Below are 15544 nucleotides of genomic sequence, written 5' to 3'. Positions count from 1 at the left end.
AAATGATATTGCATATAGGGGTCAATGAGGGTAAGTTTTTGCCTCCTTTTTACTCTTTTTTAAAAGAGCATTTTAATATTGAAGATCATGAATTTTATTTGTTTGGTAATGATAAAGGCTTTGAAAATAAAGAAAAGGTAGTCTTTTTAAATAGTAAAAGGCAAGTTATATCTTTAATTACTGTAATGAATAAAGCAGATAAAATTATTTTACATGGGCTTTTTTCTCCTAGGATTGACCAACTTCTTTTTATGCAGCCATGGTTATATAAAAAATGCTATTGGGCAATGTGGGGCGGAGACTTTTATTTCCCAGAGAAACAGAGTTTTTTAAGAAGAAGGGTTATAAGAAAAATTGGTAATCTAATGACTTATATTTATGGTGATTATTTACTTGTGAAAAAATGGTATGGTGTAAAAGGTAAATACAACGAATGTCTAGTTTATCCTAGTAATCTCTATAAAAAATATGATGTTGAAGATAGAAAAGATGACTTAAGCACAGTTAATATACAACTAGGGAATTCTGCGACTGAAACAAATAATCATTTAGATGTTTTAGAAAAGCTTTATAAATATAAAAATGAGAATATAAAAATATTTTGTCCATTATCATATGGTGATGATCAATATGCTATACGAGTTATAAGCAGAGGAAAAGAGCTTTTTGGAGAAAAGTTTGAAGCACTTATAGAATTTTTGCCTTTTGATAAATACTTAAGCTTTTTATCAAAAATAGATATAGGGATATTTGGAAATAATCGTCAGCAAGCTATGGGAAATATTATTACATTATTGGGTTTGGGAAAAAAAGTGTATATAACTAATAATACGACTCAATGGCAATTATTCAATGATTTAGGAATTGAAATATATAATGTTGATGAAATAAATATTAGCCTTATAAATAATAAAATAAAAAAAGAGAATCAAATAAGAGTAAAATCATATTTCTCTAAGAAAGACTACATAAAGCAACTACGGAATTTATTTAAGGATTAATATGGCATACTATACAGAGGAACAGTTAGGCAAGCTAGGTTTTAAGTATGTTGGTAAAAATGTAAAAATTAGTGATAAGGCAAGTATCTATAATCATGATCAAATTGAAATCAGCGATAATTCAAGAATAGATGATTTTTGTGTTATCTCAGGAAAATTACAAATCGGCAGAAATGTTCACATAACACCTCAATGCTTAATTGCCGGTGGAGTCGAAGGGATTATTTTCGAGGATTTTACTACAGTTTCTTATGGAGTTAAAATTTTCACACAATCAGATGATTACAGTGGGGAGACCATGACAAACTCAACTATTCCTAAAATTTACAAAAAAGAATTATTTTCTAAGGTAATATTAAAAAAACATACAATTATTGGAGCTGGCTCTATAATTATGCCAGGCGTTATTTTAAATGAAGGTACTTCTGTTGGAGCCATGAGCCTAATTAACAAATCAACCGAAGCTTGGACAATATACGTAGGATCTCCAGCAAGAAAATTAAAAAACAGAAAAAAAGATTTGTTAAATCTTGAGAAGCAATATATAAAAACCTAAAAACTATCATGATTAGATTTAATATTCCCTATCAATTTGATAACTCATTCAAAGAAAAAGAAACTTGTGGCGATAATAAATATACAAAGTTATGCCACAAATGGTTTGAAGATAAGTTTAAGTGCAAAAAAGCTCTATTGACTACATCTTGCACCCATGCTTTAGAGATGGCTGCCATTTTGCTTGATATAAAAGAAGGCGATGAAATAATTATGCCTTCATATACCTTTGTATCGACAGCAAATGCATTTGTTTTACGAGGTGCAAAAATAGTATTCGTGGATATTCGTCCAAATACTATGAATATAGATGAAAGAAAAATAGAAGCTGCTATTACATCAAAAACTAAAGTTATTGTTCCAGTCCATTATGCGGGTATTGCATGTGATATGGATAGTATTATGACAATTGCTAGAAAACATAATCTCTTTGTTGTTGAAGATGCTGCTCAGGGTGTTATGTCTAGTTATAAAGGGAAGGCATTAGGCACTATAGGTGATATAGGTTGCTATAGTTTTCATGAAACAAAGAATTACTCCATGGGTGAGGGTGGAGCAATTATTATTAATAATGAAAAATTTATAGAAAGAGCAGAGATAATTAGAGAAAAAGGTACAAATAGAACACAATTTTTTAGAGGTGAAGTTGATAAATATACTTGGGTTGATATAGGGTCATCATATTTACCAAGTGATATTTTAGCTTATTATCTATATACCCAATTACTAATAGCCGATAAGATTAATAATCAACGTCTTGCATTGTGGGATGGATATTATAATGGATTAAAACCTCTCCTAGATAAAGGATTCGTAGATTTGCCAATTGTTCCTAGAGGCTGTAAACATAATGGACATATGTTTTATATAAAGTTAAGTAATTTAAATGAAAGATCTTTATTTTTAAAATATTTAAAAGAAAATTCTATATTAGGAGTTTTTCATTATATTCCATTACATTCATCTATAGCGGGTAGAAAATATGGTAGTTTTTTTGGGGATGATATATTTACAACATCCGAGAGCGAAAAAATAGTTAGATTACCAATGTATTTCGATTTGAGCTTCGAAGATGTCGATTTTATTATAAATATTGTGAAAAGATATTTTTATGAAAAATAGTGTAAAACATACTAATAGAAGCCTATATAATAATTGGCTATTTGATGATTTAGATAAAAATTGGTTGGCAGAGTCTCAAGGTTATTATGTGATTGCGAGAAAGAAATGAAAATAACAATAGTTGGCTTAGGCTATGTAGGTTTAAGTAATGGCATTTTACTGGCACAAAATAACGAAGTGTGTTTTTTAGATGTTGATGAGAGTAAAGTTGACTTACTTAATAATAAAATATCACCAATTAAAGATAAGTATATAGAGCAATACTTAGCTGATAAAAAAATAAACTATATAGCTACAACAAATAAACTTTTAGCTTACAATAATGCCGACTATATCGTTGTATCTGTACCAACTGATTATAATGAGGTTACAGATACTTTTGATACTTCTATTTTAGAATCGGTTATTAGAGACTGTTTAGCAATATCACCAAGCTCAGCAATAGTTATTAAATCAACTATTCCAATAGGTTTTACAAGGACTTTAAAGCAAGAATTAGAAGTCGATAATATTATATTTTCACCTGAGTTTCTGAGGGAAGGTAAAGCTTTATACGATAATTTATATCCTAGTAGAATTATAATGGGAGAGAAGTCAAGACAAGCCCAAACTTTTGCTAACTTACTAAAAGAGGGAGCTCTAAAAGAAGATATTCCTATATTGTGCATGGAATCAACAGAGGCAGAGGCTGTAAAGCTTTTTGCAAATACTTATTTGGCTATGCGAGTAGCATATTTTAATGAGCTTGATACCTATGCTGAATCACATAACTTAAATACTCAAGATATTATCAAAGGAGTCTGCTTAGATCCTAGAATAGGGGATTATTATAATAATCCTAGTTTTGGCTACGGAGGCTATTGTTTACCTAAAGATACTAAGCAGCTAAAAGCAAACTATTTAAACATTCCTAATAATTTGATTAGTGCAATTGTACAGTCTAATCAAACACGTAAAGATTTTATTACACAGCAAATATTAGATAGAAAACCAAATGTTGTTGGTATATATAGGTTAGTAATGAAAGAAGGCAGTGATAATTTTAGAAAGTCTGCAGTTTTTGATATTATTGATAAGTTAGTTAAATCTAATGTTAAAGTGATAGTATATGAGCCAATTTTAAAAGCTGTTGATAATAACTTTATTAAAGTTGATTGCTTAAAGACTTTTAAAAGTCTTTGTGATTTAATTATCACTAATAGAAATGATAAAAATTTACTTGATGTAGAGCATAAAGTTTACACAAGAGATTTATTTAAAAAAGATTAGTCTAAAAATGCAGAAACTAGCACCTATAGTATTATTTGTTTATAATCGTCCATGGCATACACATCAAACAATTGAAGCTTTGCAGAAAAATAAACTTGCCATAGATAGTGAATTATTTATATATTCTGATGCACCTAAAAATGAAAATGCTATAGAGAAAGTCCAACAAGTTAGAGATTATATCAAATCAATAGATGGGTTTAAAAAAGTTACCATAATTGAGCGAGAAAAAAATTGGGGACTTGCAGGCTCTATAATAGATGGAGTCACTAAAATAGTTAATCAATATGGCAAGATAATAGTTCTTGAAGATGACTTGGTTACTAGTCCATACTTTTTGAAATTTATGAATGATGCTCTAGAGTTTTATCGAAATGAAGAAAAAGTTTGGCATATTAGTGGTTGGAACTATCCAATTAATACAGAAAGCTTAGATGATACTTTTCTATGGAGAGTAATGAATTGCTGGGGTTGGGCTACTTGGGCAAATAGATGGCAGCATTATGAAAAAAATGTCGATAAAACCATAGGCGAGTTTACTAAAGAAGATATAAAAAGATTCAATCTAGATGGAGCTGAAAACTTTTGGGAACAAGTTGTTTTAAACAAAGAAGGCAAAATAAATACTTGGGCAATTTTTTGGTATGCTACTATTTTTAAAAATAGTGGCTTATGTTTAAATCCAGTAAAGACATTTGTTGAGAATATTGGGCATGACTCTTCAGGTGAACATTGTGGCGATTCAGATAGCTATCAAAATAATGACTTAAATCAAAAAGAGAGTATAGAATTTACTATAGAAATCAAAGAGTCAATTTTTGCCACATTACAAGTGAAAAACTTTTATTTACTTTCGAGAGAATTATTCTATAAAAGAATGAAGAAAAGATTATTAAAAATCTTTTTTAGTAAAAATGGTAGTTAATGAATATTGGTTATCAATAAAAGTACTTAACTTTTATATATAGGATTATTAAGTATGATATGTAAAATCTGTAATCATAAAAGTGAAAAGATTTTTAAGAGTAATATTTTAAGTAGATATAATATTAATTATTTTTATTGCTTAAACTGCGGTTTTTTACAAACTGAAGAGCCATACTGGTTAAATGAAGCTTATAGTGAATCTATCAATGTATCAGATACAGGATATATGCAAAGGAATTTACTTTTATCTCAAAAGCTAACAGTTTTATTATCACTACACTTTGATAAAAATTCTAAGTTTTTAGATTATGCGGGCGGTTATGGTGTTTTTGTTAGATTAATGAGAGATATTGGTTTTGATTTTTATTGGGATGATAAATATACTGAAAATTTTTTTGCAAGAGGATTTGAGTTTCAAGAAAGTATAGAGTATGAAGCTATTACATTATTTGAGAGCTTTGAGCATTTTATGTCTCCATTAGAAGAGATTGAAAAGATGTTATCAATTTCAAGAAATATTATTTTTTCTACAGAGCTACTACCAAATACTATACCTAAACCAAATGAATGGTGGTATTACGGATTAGATCATGGGCAACACATATCTTTTTATAGTGAAAAAACATTTAAATATATCGCTAAAAAGTATGACCTACACTATATAAATTTAAGTGGTTTACATCTTTTAACAGAAAAAAAAATACCAAAGTATACAGCTAAGCTTTTGAAATTAACTAAAATTGGTCTTCATAATATTTTACAGAGAAGTATTAAAAGCAAAATATGGGAAGATCATTTAAAAATGAGTAAAAAAAATGAAAGTATTATATGATCATCAAATATTTACAGAACAGAGATATGGAGGAATATCGAGATACTTCTATGAATTAATCAGAGAGTTTCATCAGCAAAATAATATAAATTTTGATGTATCATTATTCCTGTCTAATAATTACTATATATCTGATAAGGAATATGTTAATTATATAAACTTTCTGCCAAATACAAAGTTTAAAGGTAAATTGAAAATATATAATACCTTTAATAAAATAAAAACTATAAACTTGTTAAAGAAAAACAAATTTGATGTTTTTCACCCAACCTATTATGATTCTTATTTTCTTAAGTATATTGGGAGCAAACCATTTGTATTAACTGTACATGATATGATTCACGAAAAGTTTAGTGATATGTTTTCACTAAATGATAAAATCAGACAAAATAAAAAGTTGCTTGTTGAAAAAGCAACGAAAATTATAGCAATTTCAGAGAATACAAAGAGAGATTTAGTTGAGTTGCTAAGGGTCAACGAAAATAAAATAGAAGTTATATATCACGGCAATTCATTAGCTTTTAATAAAGATATATCTGAAGGTTCTAATATGTATATACCTGAAAAATATATTTTATTTGTAGGTGAAAGGAGAATTTATAAGAATTTTGATTTTTTTATTGAGTCAGTAGCACCAATTTTGACTAAAAATAAGGATCTATTTGTAGTTTGTGCTGGAGGCTTAGCGTTCAATAAAAAAGATTTAGAAAAATTTTCTCAAGCTGGCATTTTAAATCAAATTATCCAATATAATATTGATGATAACTCTCTAGCATACTTATATAACAATGCTTTAATGTTTATTTTTCCATCTCTCTATGAAGGATTTGGTATACCTATACTCGAGGCTTTTGCTTGTGATTGTCCAGTTTTATGTAGTAATACCAGCTCGTTACCAGAAGTTGCTGGAGATGCTGCTTTATATTTTGATCCATACAGTATGGAATCTATAAAAAATACAGTTGAATATGTTTTATCAAATAAAAAAGTAAGAGAAGAGTTGATTGTTAAGGGACAAAATAGATTGGAAAAATTTAATTGGAATAAAACAGCATATTTGACAAAAAAACTTTATGAAAGTATCTTATGAGCAAAAGAAAGCTATGACTTACTATGAAAGAAAATAATAGCCAAAATATAAAATTTACAGTAATAACAGTTTGTTATAACTCAGAAAAAACTATAGAAAGAACTCTACAAAGTATCAAAGACCAAACCTATAAAAATATTGAGTATATTATTATTGATGGTGGTTCAACTGATAAAACTTTAACATTCATTAATGAGTATAAAGATATAGTTGATATATTAATCTCAGAACCTGATAATGGCATCTATGATGCAATGAATAAAGGTATACAACTAGCGAAAGGTGACTATATAGGCTTTTTAAATTCAGATGATTATTATGCTAATAATATTTTTGAAGAGTATAATAAGTCTTTGAAAAGCAATAATAATGATTATATATACTCAAATACTTATTTTTTCAAAAATGATAAAAAAGAACTTGTTACAGCAGAAAGTGAAATTGCAGATAAAGTGTATCAATATATGCCAATGTCTCATATGAGCTTATTTGTAAAAAGCCATCTTGTGAGAAATATTAAATTTGATACCAGTTTTAAAATTGCTGCAGATTTAGACTTTTTGAATAAGCTCCTTATACAAACTAATAATGGTGCTTTTATAGATAAAGCTTTTAGTTACTTCTCTGTGGAGGGAATAAGTAGCATAGCTGATATGAAAACATTAAGAGAAAGTAAAGATGTTGCTATAAAAAATGGTAAAAATATCTTTTGTGCAAATATTTTTTATTTTTATAAGGTTTTTAGAGTTTTTAGTTATAATATGTTTGGAAGTACTAAAGTTTATAAGGTATTTAAAGTGTATTTTAAAAAAAGGTACTAGATGTTGTCTTTGATCTCTATAATTGTCCCAGTATACAACACTGAAAAATATCTGTATCGATGCTTGTTTTCTATTGTTAACCAAACTTACAAAAATTTAGAGATAATCTTGGTTAATGATGGTTCTACTGATAATTCTTTAAAAATATGTAATAACTTTGCTGCTAGTGATAGTCGTATTGTAGTTGTTGATAAAGCAAACCATGGCTCATCAGCAGCTAGGAATATTGGTTTAGAAATTTTTAGAGGTGAATATGTAGCTTTTGTGGATAGTGATGATTGGGTATCTTTAGATTATATAGAAACTCTTTATACCAATATAAAAAAGTATGATGCAGATATTTCTTTAGTATCTTTTGTACGTTGTGACAATAATTATTATTATGGTAGTACAAACAGTGTAGAGCCTGTCGAAACTATTTATCAAGGGATAAATATTGTTAAGGGATACTTACAAGGTAATATTTTTTTAATAGCATGCGCAAGTTTAGTATCTTCTAAATTTTTATCAAACCTAAAGTTCCAAGAAAATATAGTCTTTGAAGATGTAGAGATATTCTCTAAAATTTATGATCTAGCAAATAAGGTTGTTAAGAGTTCATTAGTGAAATATTTCTATTTTTCTAGAGGTGATAGTCATTCAGAAACAATGTATAAAGAATTCAATAGTAATCATTTAAAAAGCTTCAAAAAAGTATATCAAGTTAGGCATAAAAGACTTTTAGCGAAATACCCTGAGTTAGAAAAACTAATATTTGAAGCAATTCTAAGGCCTGCATTAGGTCATTATGCTACTAATAGCCATGATAATAGTAATATAGACAAGTTACTTTATTTATATAAAATTTATTATAGAGCAGCGAGAAAAAAGAATATAAAAATTAGCATTAAGTATGTATTATTTTTTTACTTTCCTAATCTCATCGCGAGAATATATCTTTTTATGAAAAAGCTAAGAAAAACGTTAAATGCAAAAAGAATTACTAAAAATTAACTATGCCAAAATTATTAATAGATACTCGTTGGAAGGGAAAGCATGGAATAGGTAGATATGGTACTGAAATAATTAGATATTTACCCCAGAACTTTATCGCTACTTCCAAGTATATAAAACCATTTTCACTAAAAGATTTATTTTATTTAAGTTTTTTGGTTAGAAAAAAAGATGTCTTGGGATATTATACTTTTGCTGCGAATGTTCCATTATCAATATTTTTGAAAACAGATAAACCACTACTTATAACAATACATGATCTTATACCGGTTACATCTAAATATGAGAGCAGCTTTATAAAAAAACTTTATTTTGAAAAAATACTAAAGCCGATTATTAAGAGAGAAAATGTCAAAATTATGACAGTTTCAAACTTTTCAAAAAATCAAATACTAGCATGGTCAGGTATCAACAGTAATAAAATTGCAGTTGCTTATAATGGAATCTCATTGGCTTTTGATTACAACCCGACTATAGTTAAACAAAAATATTTTTTATATATTGGTAATAGACGTACTCATAAGAATATTAAGATAATATTTAAGGCATTTAAAGATTTTAATTATTATGATGAGTATAATTTAGTATTCTCAGGAGAGATGGATCATAACTTGCGAGACTATGCTCAGAAGTATAATATTTGCCTCTCGAAGATACAAACTATAGGATTAGATGCTGCTGATGAAGTTTTAGCTAAATATTATCAATCAGCAACAGCAACCATACTACCTTCTTTTGAAGAAGGATTTGGTTTACCTTTAGTCGAGTCTATGGCTTGTGGAACTCCTGTTCTAGCCTCTAAAATAGAAGTTTTACAGGAAATAGCATTAGATGCTGGTTTATATTTTGATCCTTATTGTGCTAATGAGTTAATTAAGCAGATGCACCAGATTGTAGATGATAAAAAAATGTATGCTGAGAAAGTAAATAAATCTCTAGATAGAGCGAAAGATTTTAATTGGGATAAGACAGCAAGTATTGTTCAAGATGAGCTTAAAAAGCTTAATTTATTATAGAAAATTTTAAGGAATGAAATGAAAACCTACATATTTGACTTGGATAACACACTTTATCCATATAATAACGGCTTATTTGATGCACAGATGGCGAGAATGAGTGATTATATCAAACTAAAACTAAATATTTCAGATACCGACAAAGCTAATACAATTCGTGATGAGCTATATTATGAGTTTGGTTCAACTATGCTTGGCATGATGCGTTATCATAATATCGAACCCAAAGAATTTCTTGATTATATTGATGATATTGAGATCAGTCACTTCAAGCCAAATGAGAAATTAAATAAACATATTAATGATTTAAGAAAAAATAATCGTACTTATATTTTTACTAATGCTTCTAATTTTCATACTTATAGGGTTTTAAAACAGTTAGGTCTAGATGATAGTTTTGATGGTATCTTAACCATAGAAGATACTGGCTTAATTTCTAAACCAAAGACTAAATATTTTGAGGTAGGTAGAGACAAGTTTGATATTGATTTTACCAATGCAATTTTCTTTGAAGATTCTTCACATAATTTAGTACCAGCAAAGCATTTAGGTATGCAAACTGTATTAGTCCATGCAGATGATCATAAGTCAGAGGCTAATTTTTATGATAATCAAGAGATTGATTATTATGTTGAAGATGTTGAGTCATTTTTTGAGGGTGATTATTTAGCTAGGAGATAACAATAAATGATACCGTCATCCTGAATTTAATTCAGGATCTCCTAGATAGGACGTATGTTTAGAGATTTGCTCATACGAGAGAATTACAAAAATTTATAGTTATACCCCGCGCAGGCGGATATCTTTAAGCTTGTGGTTATGATTTATGAGATTTCTATCTTCATGGGAATGACGTAGTGAAATGGAAGTAGGTGAAGACAATAGCTTCAAAATTAAGTTACCAAGAAGTAACAGTAATTTTTTTATCCAACCCACAGTTCATTTTTGACTTTATTCTTTCAAGACTTTCAGATGTTTGTAGACCAGATTTTGCATCAGAATGCTGTATCACATGACTAGAATTAATCAGAGCATATTTAATAGCTTCTTCTATAGGTTTACCTTTGTAAATATTTGCACAGAATGTTGAGCTAAATGCATCACCTGCACCAAGAGTATTGACAACATTGTTAATTCTCAAAGACTCACTATGATATATTTTATCTTTAGAAGCTGCATATACACCATTAGCACCATCTGTCACTACGATTATTCTTACACCTAAATCTAAACAAATTTTAAAGAAATCCTTCAATCTGAAAGTAGCGTTTAGGAAATCACTTTTTCCTTCATCAAGAGGGGTTTCAAGTCTATCTTTAGATTCTACAATATCTTTATCATTAGATGATAATAACGATAACATTAGCTTTTGAGCTTCTTGAAAATTTAACACAAGAATATCTATACCAAACATTGAATCTTTTATAAAACTTTCTCCAACACTAAGTTGGCTAGAACCTGGATTGATGGCTACTTTTGTATTGTTATCCGCCGCTAATTTTACTATTTCAGGTAGTCTAGCAGCTGAAGATTTACTCAAAGATGTAATATAAATAAAGTCACTCGCTATAATTGCTTTAGAAGGCAAATCATCTTGTAGGATATCTTTGTTTGCGCCTCTGTATGCAAAAATTGTTCTATCCCCACTTAGTGTTGGTACTACGTAAGATGTTGCTGTGCCATATCTATCAGAGTAGCGAATATTAGAGATATCAATTCCAAGATCTTTAAGCTCATTGCTTATCTGTTCACCAGCGATATCTTTACCAATTTTGCCAAAGAAACTAACGTCAATGTCCTGTTTTTTGAAAGAAACAGCAGCATTAGTTGCACCACCACCAGAAAATGATTTTTGTTCAGTTACTTCAATTTTTGCACCTTCTTCAAGTAGCATAAAAGATTGGGTAGTATCTTTTTTTTGCATATTCATAGTGAACATTTCTTCATATTCTATGATAGTGTCAAGAGTTGCGCCACCAATTGTCAGAGCTTTGATATTTTTCATCTTAAGATAGCTAATTTAAGTAATAATATTTATGCCATAGCATATCATCAATTGCTATAAGGGTAAATAATATTAACTGCATATCAATTTATATGCTAAAAATAAACCTTTTTTATAGAAATATGTTTAATTAATTAGTATTATTTTAACAAAATATTATTACGCACAATTTTTATATAATTTATAAAGGAGATTTCCAAGATGCCGTCTAAGCCAGTGAAAAAAGATCACCGCGGATATATTATGCCAATCGGTGGTGGAGAGGATAAATTTGCAAGCCCTACGGTATTAGAAAAATTTGTTGAGCTTTCAGGTGGAAGTGAAGCAAAAATAGCTGTTATTCCTACAGCATCAAAGTTACCAGATACAGGAGATATCTATGTTGATATTTTCTCTAAAATGGGAGTCAAAGATGTCTATAATCTAAAGATAGAAACTCGCTTAGATGCGACTACTAACAAAGATTATCAGGATCTACTTGCTCAAAGTACAGGTATCTTTATGACTGGTGGTAATCAGCTTTTACTTTCTACTACTCTTGGTGGTACTCCTATAGCGCAACTTATTCGTAGATTGAATGCAAAAGGTGTCAATGTTGCAGGTACATCAGCAGGAGCTGCTTTTATCTCAGGCTTTATGATTGCTGGTGGTCAAGCAGGTCTTATGCCTAGATGTAATATGGTTAATCTTGCTCCTGGGCTGGGTTTAACTAACAAATTACTAGTAGATCAGCATTTTTCTCAAAGAGATAGACTTGGTAGACTTTTAGCAGCGTTATCCTACAACCCTTATATGGTCGGTGTTGGTATTGATGAGGATACATCAGCATTACTAAATTCTGAAAATGTGATAGAGGTTGTTGGTTCAGGTATGGTAACTATTATAGACTTCTCTCACCTTAAGCATTCATCATTGCATAATGCTCGTAATAATGCTCCAATTAGTTTAGTTGATATTCGTATGCATATGCTTTTAGAAGGGCAAAAATTTGATCTTAATACTTGTCTAGTAGAGTTCTAATATTTTTCCTCATTTCATCTGTTTACATCTTAATTATTTAATCGGTTTCAATTGTATTTGTTGTATGAGATTTTGAGTATCTTAGATATAATCATATTTATATATACAATATTAATTTGAAATTGGAGCTGTTATGCAAAAGATTATAATTCATGGCGGATGTGGAGCTAGAGAGGATAAAAACACATCATTTGGCGACTATCATCAACATTTATTACCAATTATTCAAAAAGCTTATAACTATCTAAAAGATATTGATGATGCAAACGAGGCAGCAGTTTTCACAGCAAAACTTCTTGAGGATGATGAGATATTCAATGCTGGTACAGGTTCAAGAGTTCAACAAGATGGACAAATCAGAATGTCAGCATCTATAATCGATAGCCAAAAACAAAAGTTTGCAGGTGTAATAAATATTCAGAATATAAAGAATCCTATAGTTGTTGCAAATAGACTGATGCAACAACATCATAGTGTTTTGGCTGGAGATCAAGCTACTACATTTGCTCATGATGTGATGGGTCTACCAACATATAACCCAATGACTGAAAAAAGATATCAAGAGTACTTACAACTAAAAAAAGGCTATACAGGAACAATAGGGGTTGTTGCTCTAGATTCTAAGGGTAAAATCTGTGCAGTTACTTCAACTGGAGGAGCAGGCTTTGAATATCCTGGTAGGGTAGGTGATAGTCCAACTGTCGCTGGTAATTTTGCCAATGAATCTATGGGTATATCATGCACGGGTATTGGTGAGCATATCATCAACCAAGCAGTAGCAGCAAAAATAGCAACTAGAGTCAAAGATGGAATGTCATTATCACAAGCAGTAGATAAATCTATTGCCGAGAGCGATGTTCATGGTGATTATGTAGGTCTTATAGCTATTGATAAGCAGGGCAATATTTGTTCCGGATCTACTTCTGTAGCACAGACATTGTATGCTTATGCAGATGGTAAAAATATAAAAACTTTTTATGATGAAAAAATGTAATAAAATACTTATAAAAGTGTTGACTTAAGCATATAGGTGTATGTATAATACCTGTCATTGGCCTGATAGCTCAGTCGGTAGAGCAGAGGATTGAAAATCCTCGTGTCGGTGGTTCGATTCCGCCTCAGGCCACCATTAATTTAGAAATTGTCGGAGCATAGCGCAGTTTGGTAGCGCATCTGGTTTGGGACCAGAGGGTCGGGGGTTCAAATCCCTCTGCTCCGACCATTTTTGATGCGTCTGTAGCTCATCTGGATAGAGCATCGGCCTTCTAAGCCGAGGGTAGCAGGTTCGAATCCTGCCAGACGTGCCATTACATTGTTGAAATAGCAATTTGTAATGGTGGTTGTAGCTCAGTTGGTAGAGCCCCGGATTGTGATTCCGGTTGTCGTGGGTTCAAGTCCCATCAATCACCCCAGAATATTGCGGACGTGGCGAAATTGGTAGACGCACTGGATTTAGGTTCCAGCGGGCAACCGTGGGAGTTCGAGTCTCCCCGTCCGCACCACTAGATTTTTCATTTATTCTTTTATTGTGTAATCATTATTTTTAATTCAATCTTTGCGATTGAAATATCTTATTTTTAAATATAAAGTATAATTCTCAGCTATATAAATTTTTATAATAAATGAATCGTTTTTCAAAAAGGCACGTTTTTTTTGCTTCAGCAAGTACCATTGTTGAATGGTATGATTTTATGCTTTTCGCATATCTAACACCTGTTATTGCTAGCGTGTTTTTTCCAGATTTTAGTAAATATACTGCTATATTAATGACTTTTGGGGTTTTTGCCGCAGGATTTTTCATGGGGCCAATTGGCAGTGTTATTATGGGTAGTTTTGGTGATCGGTTTGGTCGTAAGAAAGCACTGATAATCTCTGTAGTCATGATGATATTGCCAATGTTTGTAATTGCTATTCTCCCGACATATCAGACTATTGGAATGTTAGCTCCTGCTATACTAGTTTTGATGAGATTACTTCAAGGATTCTCTATCGGAGGATCATATGGTGGAGTCATGGTTTTTATGATTGAGTCTACAAAACCAGATCGAAGAGGGTTTATTGCAAGTTTTGCTACTATGTCTTCAGGTACGGGTGTTTTTTTAGCATCACTAGTTGCAATGATCTTATTTGGTATTTTTAGTCAAGAGGTTCTTGACTTATGGGGGTGGAGGATCGGCTATATAATTGGTCTTATGCTTGCTTTACTTGCTTTAGTAATGAGGATGCTAATACCTGAGAGTTATTCTTTTGAACAGCTTGAAGCTCAAGGAGATGTATCGGTAAAGCCAGTAAGAGAAATGTTTAGCATACAAAAAAAACCTTTGTTTTTTGCGATCGCTTTATCGGCATATGCGAATATCATGTATTACTTAGTACTTTCATATTTGAGTAGTTACTTTGTTGAGCTTAATTATTCAGAGTTTTTTTCTTTAGCAATAGTGACTATATTTAGTTTGATTTTTTCTTTCTCTGCACCTTTGTGGGGATATTTAAGTGATTGCCTAGGTAGAAAACCATTAATAAAGTTCTCTATTATTATTTATCTGATTTTTTCATATCCTAGTTTTATGATTATGGGAATGGGCATTGCGTCACTTATCCTTGCGATGGTTGTTCTATGTGTGCCTTTGATGGCTATATGGGGAGCTTATGGTGCTGCTGCTCCAGAACTTTTTAATACACGTTATCGCTATAGTGGAAATGGATTGAGTTATAATATTGGTAATTCTTTTTTTGGAGGTACTATACCATTTGTGGCTACATCATTAGTTGTATCTACAGGTAGTCTACTAGCACCAGCATGGCTCTTAGTAGTAGCTTCTATTATTATGATTCCTATAGTATATTTTATGCCTGAGACAAGATATGTAGATGTCTAAATAAAACTAAGTTT

General features: G+C 30.5%; 15 protein-coding genes and 5 tRNA genes. 19 read left to right on the top strand and 1 reads right to left on the bottom strand.

Annotated elements, in window-relative coordinates; translation table 11 throughout:
- Window positions 1-2: 2 nt before the first annotated feature.
- From IMS64_RS05795 to IMS64_RS05745, 11 genes are all read left to right on the top strand, one after another.
- The gene (locus tag IMS64_RS05795; RefSeq protein ID WP_211490130.1) at window positions 3-1001 is read left to right on the top strand and encodes a TDP-N-acetylfucosamine:lipid II N-acetylfucosaminyltransferase family protein; all 999 of its coding nucleotides are present in this window, start codon (window positions 3-5) and stop codon (window positions 999-1001) included.
- Window position 1002: 1 nt separating this feature from the next.
- Entirely contained in the window at window positions 1003-1557 is a 555-nt protein-coding gene (locus IMS64_RS05790) for an acyltransferase (protein ID WP_211490129.1), read from the top strand.
- Window positions 1558-1565: 8 nt separating this feature from the next.
- On the top strand, window positions 1566-2678 hold the full coding sequence (gene rffA / locus IMS64_RS05785; protein WP_211490128.1) for a dTDP-4-amino-4,6-dideoxygalactose transaminase: 1113 nt from the start codon (window positions 1566-1568) through the stop codon (window positions 2676-2678).
- A 105-nt stretch (window positions 2679-2783) separates the two neighbouring features.
- Complete coding sequence (locus IMS64_RS05780; RefSeq protein WP_211490127.1) at window positions 2784-3947, top strand: nucleotide sugar dehydrogenase; 1164 nt, start codon at window positions 2784-2786, stop codon at window positions 3945-3947.
- Window positions 3948-3954: 7 nt separating this feature from the next.
- Window positions 3955-4872, top strand: a complete 918-nt coding sequence (locus IMS64_RS05775; RefSeq protein ID WP_211490126.1) for a glycosyltransferase — start codon at window positions 3955-3957, stop codon at window positions 4870-4872.
- 54 nt (window positions 4873-4926) lie between these two features.
- On the top strand, window positions 4927-5706 hold the full coding sequence (locus IMS64_RS05770) for a class I SAM-dependent methyltransferase (RefSeq protein WP_211490125.1): 780 nt from the start codon (window positions 4927-4929) through the stop codon (window positions 5704-5706).
- Window positions 5690-6796 (top strand): glycosyltransferase family 4 protein, encoded by a 1107-nt coding sequence (locus tag IMS64_RS05765; protein WP_211490124.1) that lies wholly within the window; start codon window positions 5690-5692, stop codon window positions 6794-6796. Before IMS64_RS05770 ends, IMS64_RS05765 begins: the two co-directional genes overlap by 17 nt.
- A gap of 23 nt (window positions 6797-6819) precedes the next feature.
- Window positions 6820-7617: a glycosyltransferase family 2 protein gene (locus tag IMS64_RS05760; protein ID WP_211490123.1), complete on the top strand. Its 798-nt coding sequence runs from the start codon at window positions 6820-6822 to the stop codon at window positions 7615-7617.
- Window positions 7618-8610, top strand: coding sequence for a glycosyltransferase family 2 protein (locus tag IMS64_RS05755; protein WP_211490122.1), 993 nt, complete (start codon window positions 7618-7620; stop codon window positions 8608-8610).
- Window positions 8611-8612: 2 nt separating this feature from the next.
- A complete protein-coding gene (locus IMS64_RS05750) occupies window positions 8613-9626 on the top strand; it encodes a glycosyltransferase family 4 protein (RefSeq protein ID WP_211490121.1) in 1014 nt (337 codons plus the stop codon).
- A gap of 18 nt (window positions 9627-9644) precedes the next feature.
- Window positions 9645-10307, top strand: a complete 663-nt coding sequence (locus IMS64_RS05745; protein WP_211490120.1) for a pyrimidine 5'-nucleotidase — start codon at window positions 9645-9647, stop codon at window positions 10305-10307.
- A 217-nt stretch (window positions 10308-10524) separates the two neighbouring features.
- Here the strand turns inward: IMS64_RS05745 and IMS64_RS05740 are convergent, their stop codons facing one another.
- Window positions 10525-11631, bottom strand: a complete 1107-nt coding sequence (locus IMS64_RS05740) for a carbohydrate kinase family protein (protein ID WP_012280818.1) — start codon at window positions 11629-11631, stop codon at window positions 10525-10527.
- 201 nt (window positions 11632-11832) lie between these two features.
- On the opposite strand from IMS64_RS05740, the gene IMS64_RS05735 reads away from it, so the two are divergent.
- From IMS64_RS05735 to IMS64_RS05700, 8 genes are all read left to right on the top strand, one after another.
- Window positions 11833-12651 (top strand): cyanophycinase, encoded by an 819-nt coding sequence (locus tag IMS64_RS05735; protein WP_004287507.1) that lies wholly within the window; start codon window positions 11833-11835, stop codon window positions 12649-12651.
- 133 nt (window positions 12652-12784) lie between these two features.
- Complete coding sequence (locus IMS64_RS05730; protein ID WP_042523536.1) at window positions 12785-13645, top strand: isoaspartyl peptidase/L-asparaginase; 861 nt, start codon at window positions 12785-12787, stop codon at window positions 13643-13645.
- A gap of 59 nt (window positions 13646-13704) precedes the next feature.
- Window positions 13705-13780 (top strand) — tRNA-Phe (locus IMS64_RS05725).
- A gap of 16 nt (window positions 13781-13796) precedes the next feature.
- A tRNA-Pro gene (locus IMS64_RS05720) sits at window positions 13797-13873 on the top strand.
- A gap of 8 nt (window positions 13874-13881) precedes the next feature.
- A tRNA-Arg gene (locus IMS64_RS05715) sits at window positions 13882-13958 on the top strand.
- A 29-nt stretch (window positions 13959-13987) separates the two neighbouring features.
- Window positions 13988-14063 (top strand) — tRNA-His (locus tag IMS64_RS05710).
- Window positions 14064-14070: 7 nt separating this feature from the next.
- Window positions 14071-14153, top strand: a tRNA-Leu gene (locus tag IMS64_RS05705).
- A 120-nt stretch (window positions 14154-14273) separates the two neighbouring features.
- Window positions 14274-15530 (top strand): MFS transporter, encoded by a 1257-nt coding sequence (locus IMS64_RS05700; protein WP_200162093.1) that lies wholly within the window; start codon window positions 14274-14276, stop codon window positions 15528-15530.
- Window positions 15531-15544 lie beyond the last annotated feature (14 nt).

It is taken from the genome of Francisella philomiragia (genome assembly GCF_018135955.1).
GTDB lineage: Bacteria > Pseudomonadota > Gammaproteobacteria > Francisellales > Francisellaceae > Francisella > Francisella philomiragia.
Note: the sequence above shows the minus strand (reverse complement) of the source record. Positions and strands in the feature narration are given on the sequence as shown.

Bases quoted from the DNA above. Each gene is read 5' to 3' on its own strand.
- IMS64_RS05795 (WP_211490130.1), top strand. From the start codon at position 3: ATGATATTGCATATAGGGGTCAATGAGGGTAAGTTTTTGCCTCCTTTT.
- IMS64_RS05740 (WP_012280818.1), bottom strand. From the start codon at position 11,631: ATGAAAAATATCAAAGCTCTGACAATTGGTGGCGCAACTCTTGACACT.
- IMS64_RS05780 (WP_211490127.1), top strand. From the start codon at position 2,784: ATGAAAATAACAATAGTTGGCTTAGGCTATGTAGGTTTAAGTAATGGC.
- rffA (WP_211490128.1), top strand. From the start codon at position 1,566: ATGATTAGATTTAATATTCCCTATCAATTTGATAACTCATTCAAAGAA.
- IMS64_RS05700 (WP_200162093.1), top strand. From the start codon at position 14,274: ATGAATCGTTTTTCAAAAAGGCACGTTTTTTTTGCTTCAGCAAGTACC.
- IMS64_RS05775 (WP_211490126.1), top strand. From the start codon at position 3,955: ATGCAGAAACTAGCACCTATAGTATTATTTGTTTATAATCGTCCATGG.
- IMS64_RS05760 (WP_211490123.1), top strand. From the start codon at position 6,820: ATGAAAGAAAATAATAGCCAAAATATAAAATTTACAGTAATAACAGTT.
- IMS64_RS05770 (WP_211490125.1), top strand. From the start codon at position 4,927: ATGATATGTAAAATCTGTAATCATAAAAGTGAAAAGATTTTTAAGAGT.
- IMS64_RS05755 (WP_211490122.1), top strand. From the start codon at position 7,618: ATGTTGTCTTTGATCTCTATAATTGTCCCAGTATACAACACTGAAAAA.
- IMS64_RS05735 (WP_004287507.1), top strand. From the start codon at position 11,833: ATGCCGTCTAAGCCAGTGAAAAAAGATCACCGCGGATATATTATGCCA.
- IMS64_RS05730 (WP_042523536.1), top strand. From the start codon at position 12,785: ATGCAAAAGATTATAATTCATGGCGGATGTGGAGCTAGAGAGGATAAA.
- IMS64_RS05765 (WP_211490124.1), top strand. From the start codon at position 5,690: ATGAAAGTATTATATGATCATCAAATATTTACAGAACAGAGATATGGA.
- IMS64_RS05745 (WP_211490120.1), top strand. From the start codon at position 9,645: ATGAAAACCTACATATTTGACTTGGATAACACACTTTATCCATATAAT.
- IMS64_RS05790 (WP_211490129.1), top strand. From the start codon at position 1,003: ATGGCATACTATACAGAGGAACAGTTAGGCAAGCTAGGTTTTAAGTAT.
- IMS64_RS05750 (WP_211490121.1), top strand. From the start codon at position 8,613: ATGCCAAAATTATTAATAGATACTCGTTGGAAGGGAAAGCATGGAATA.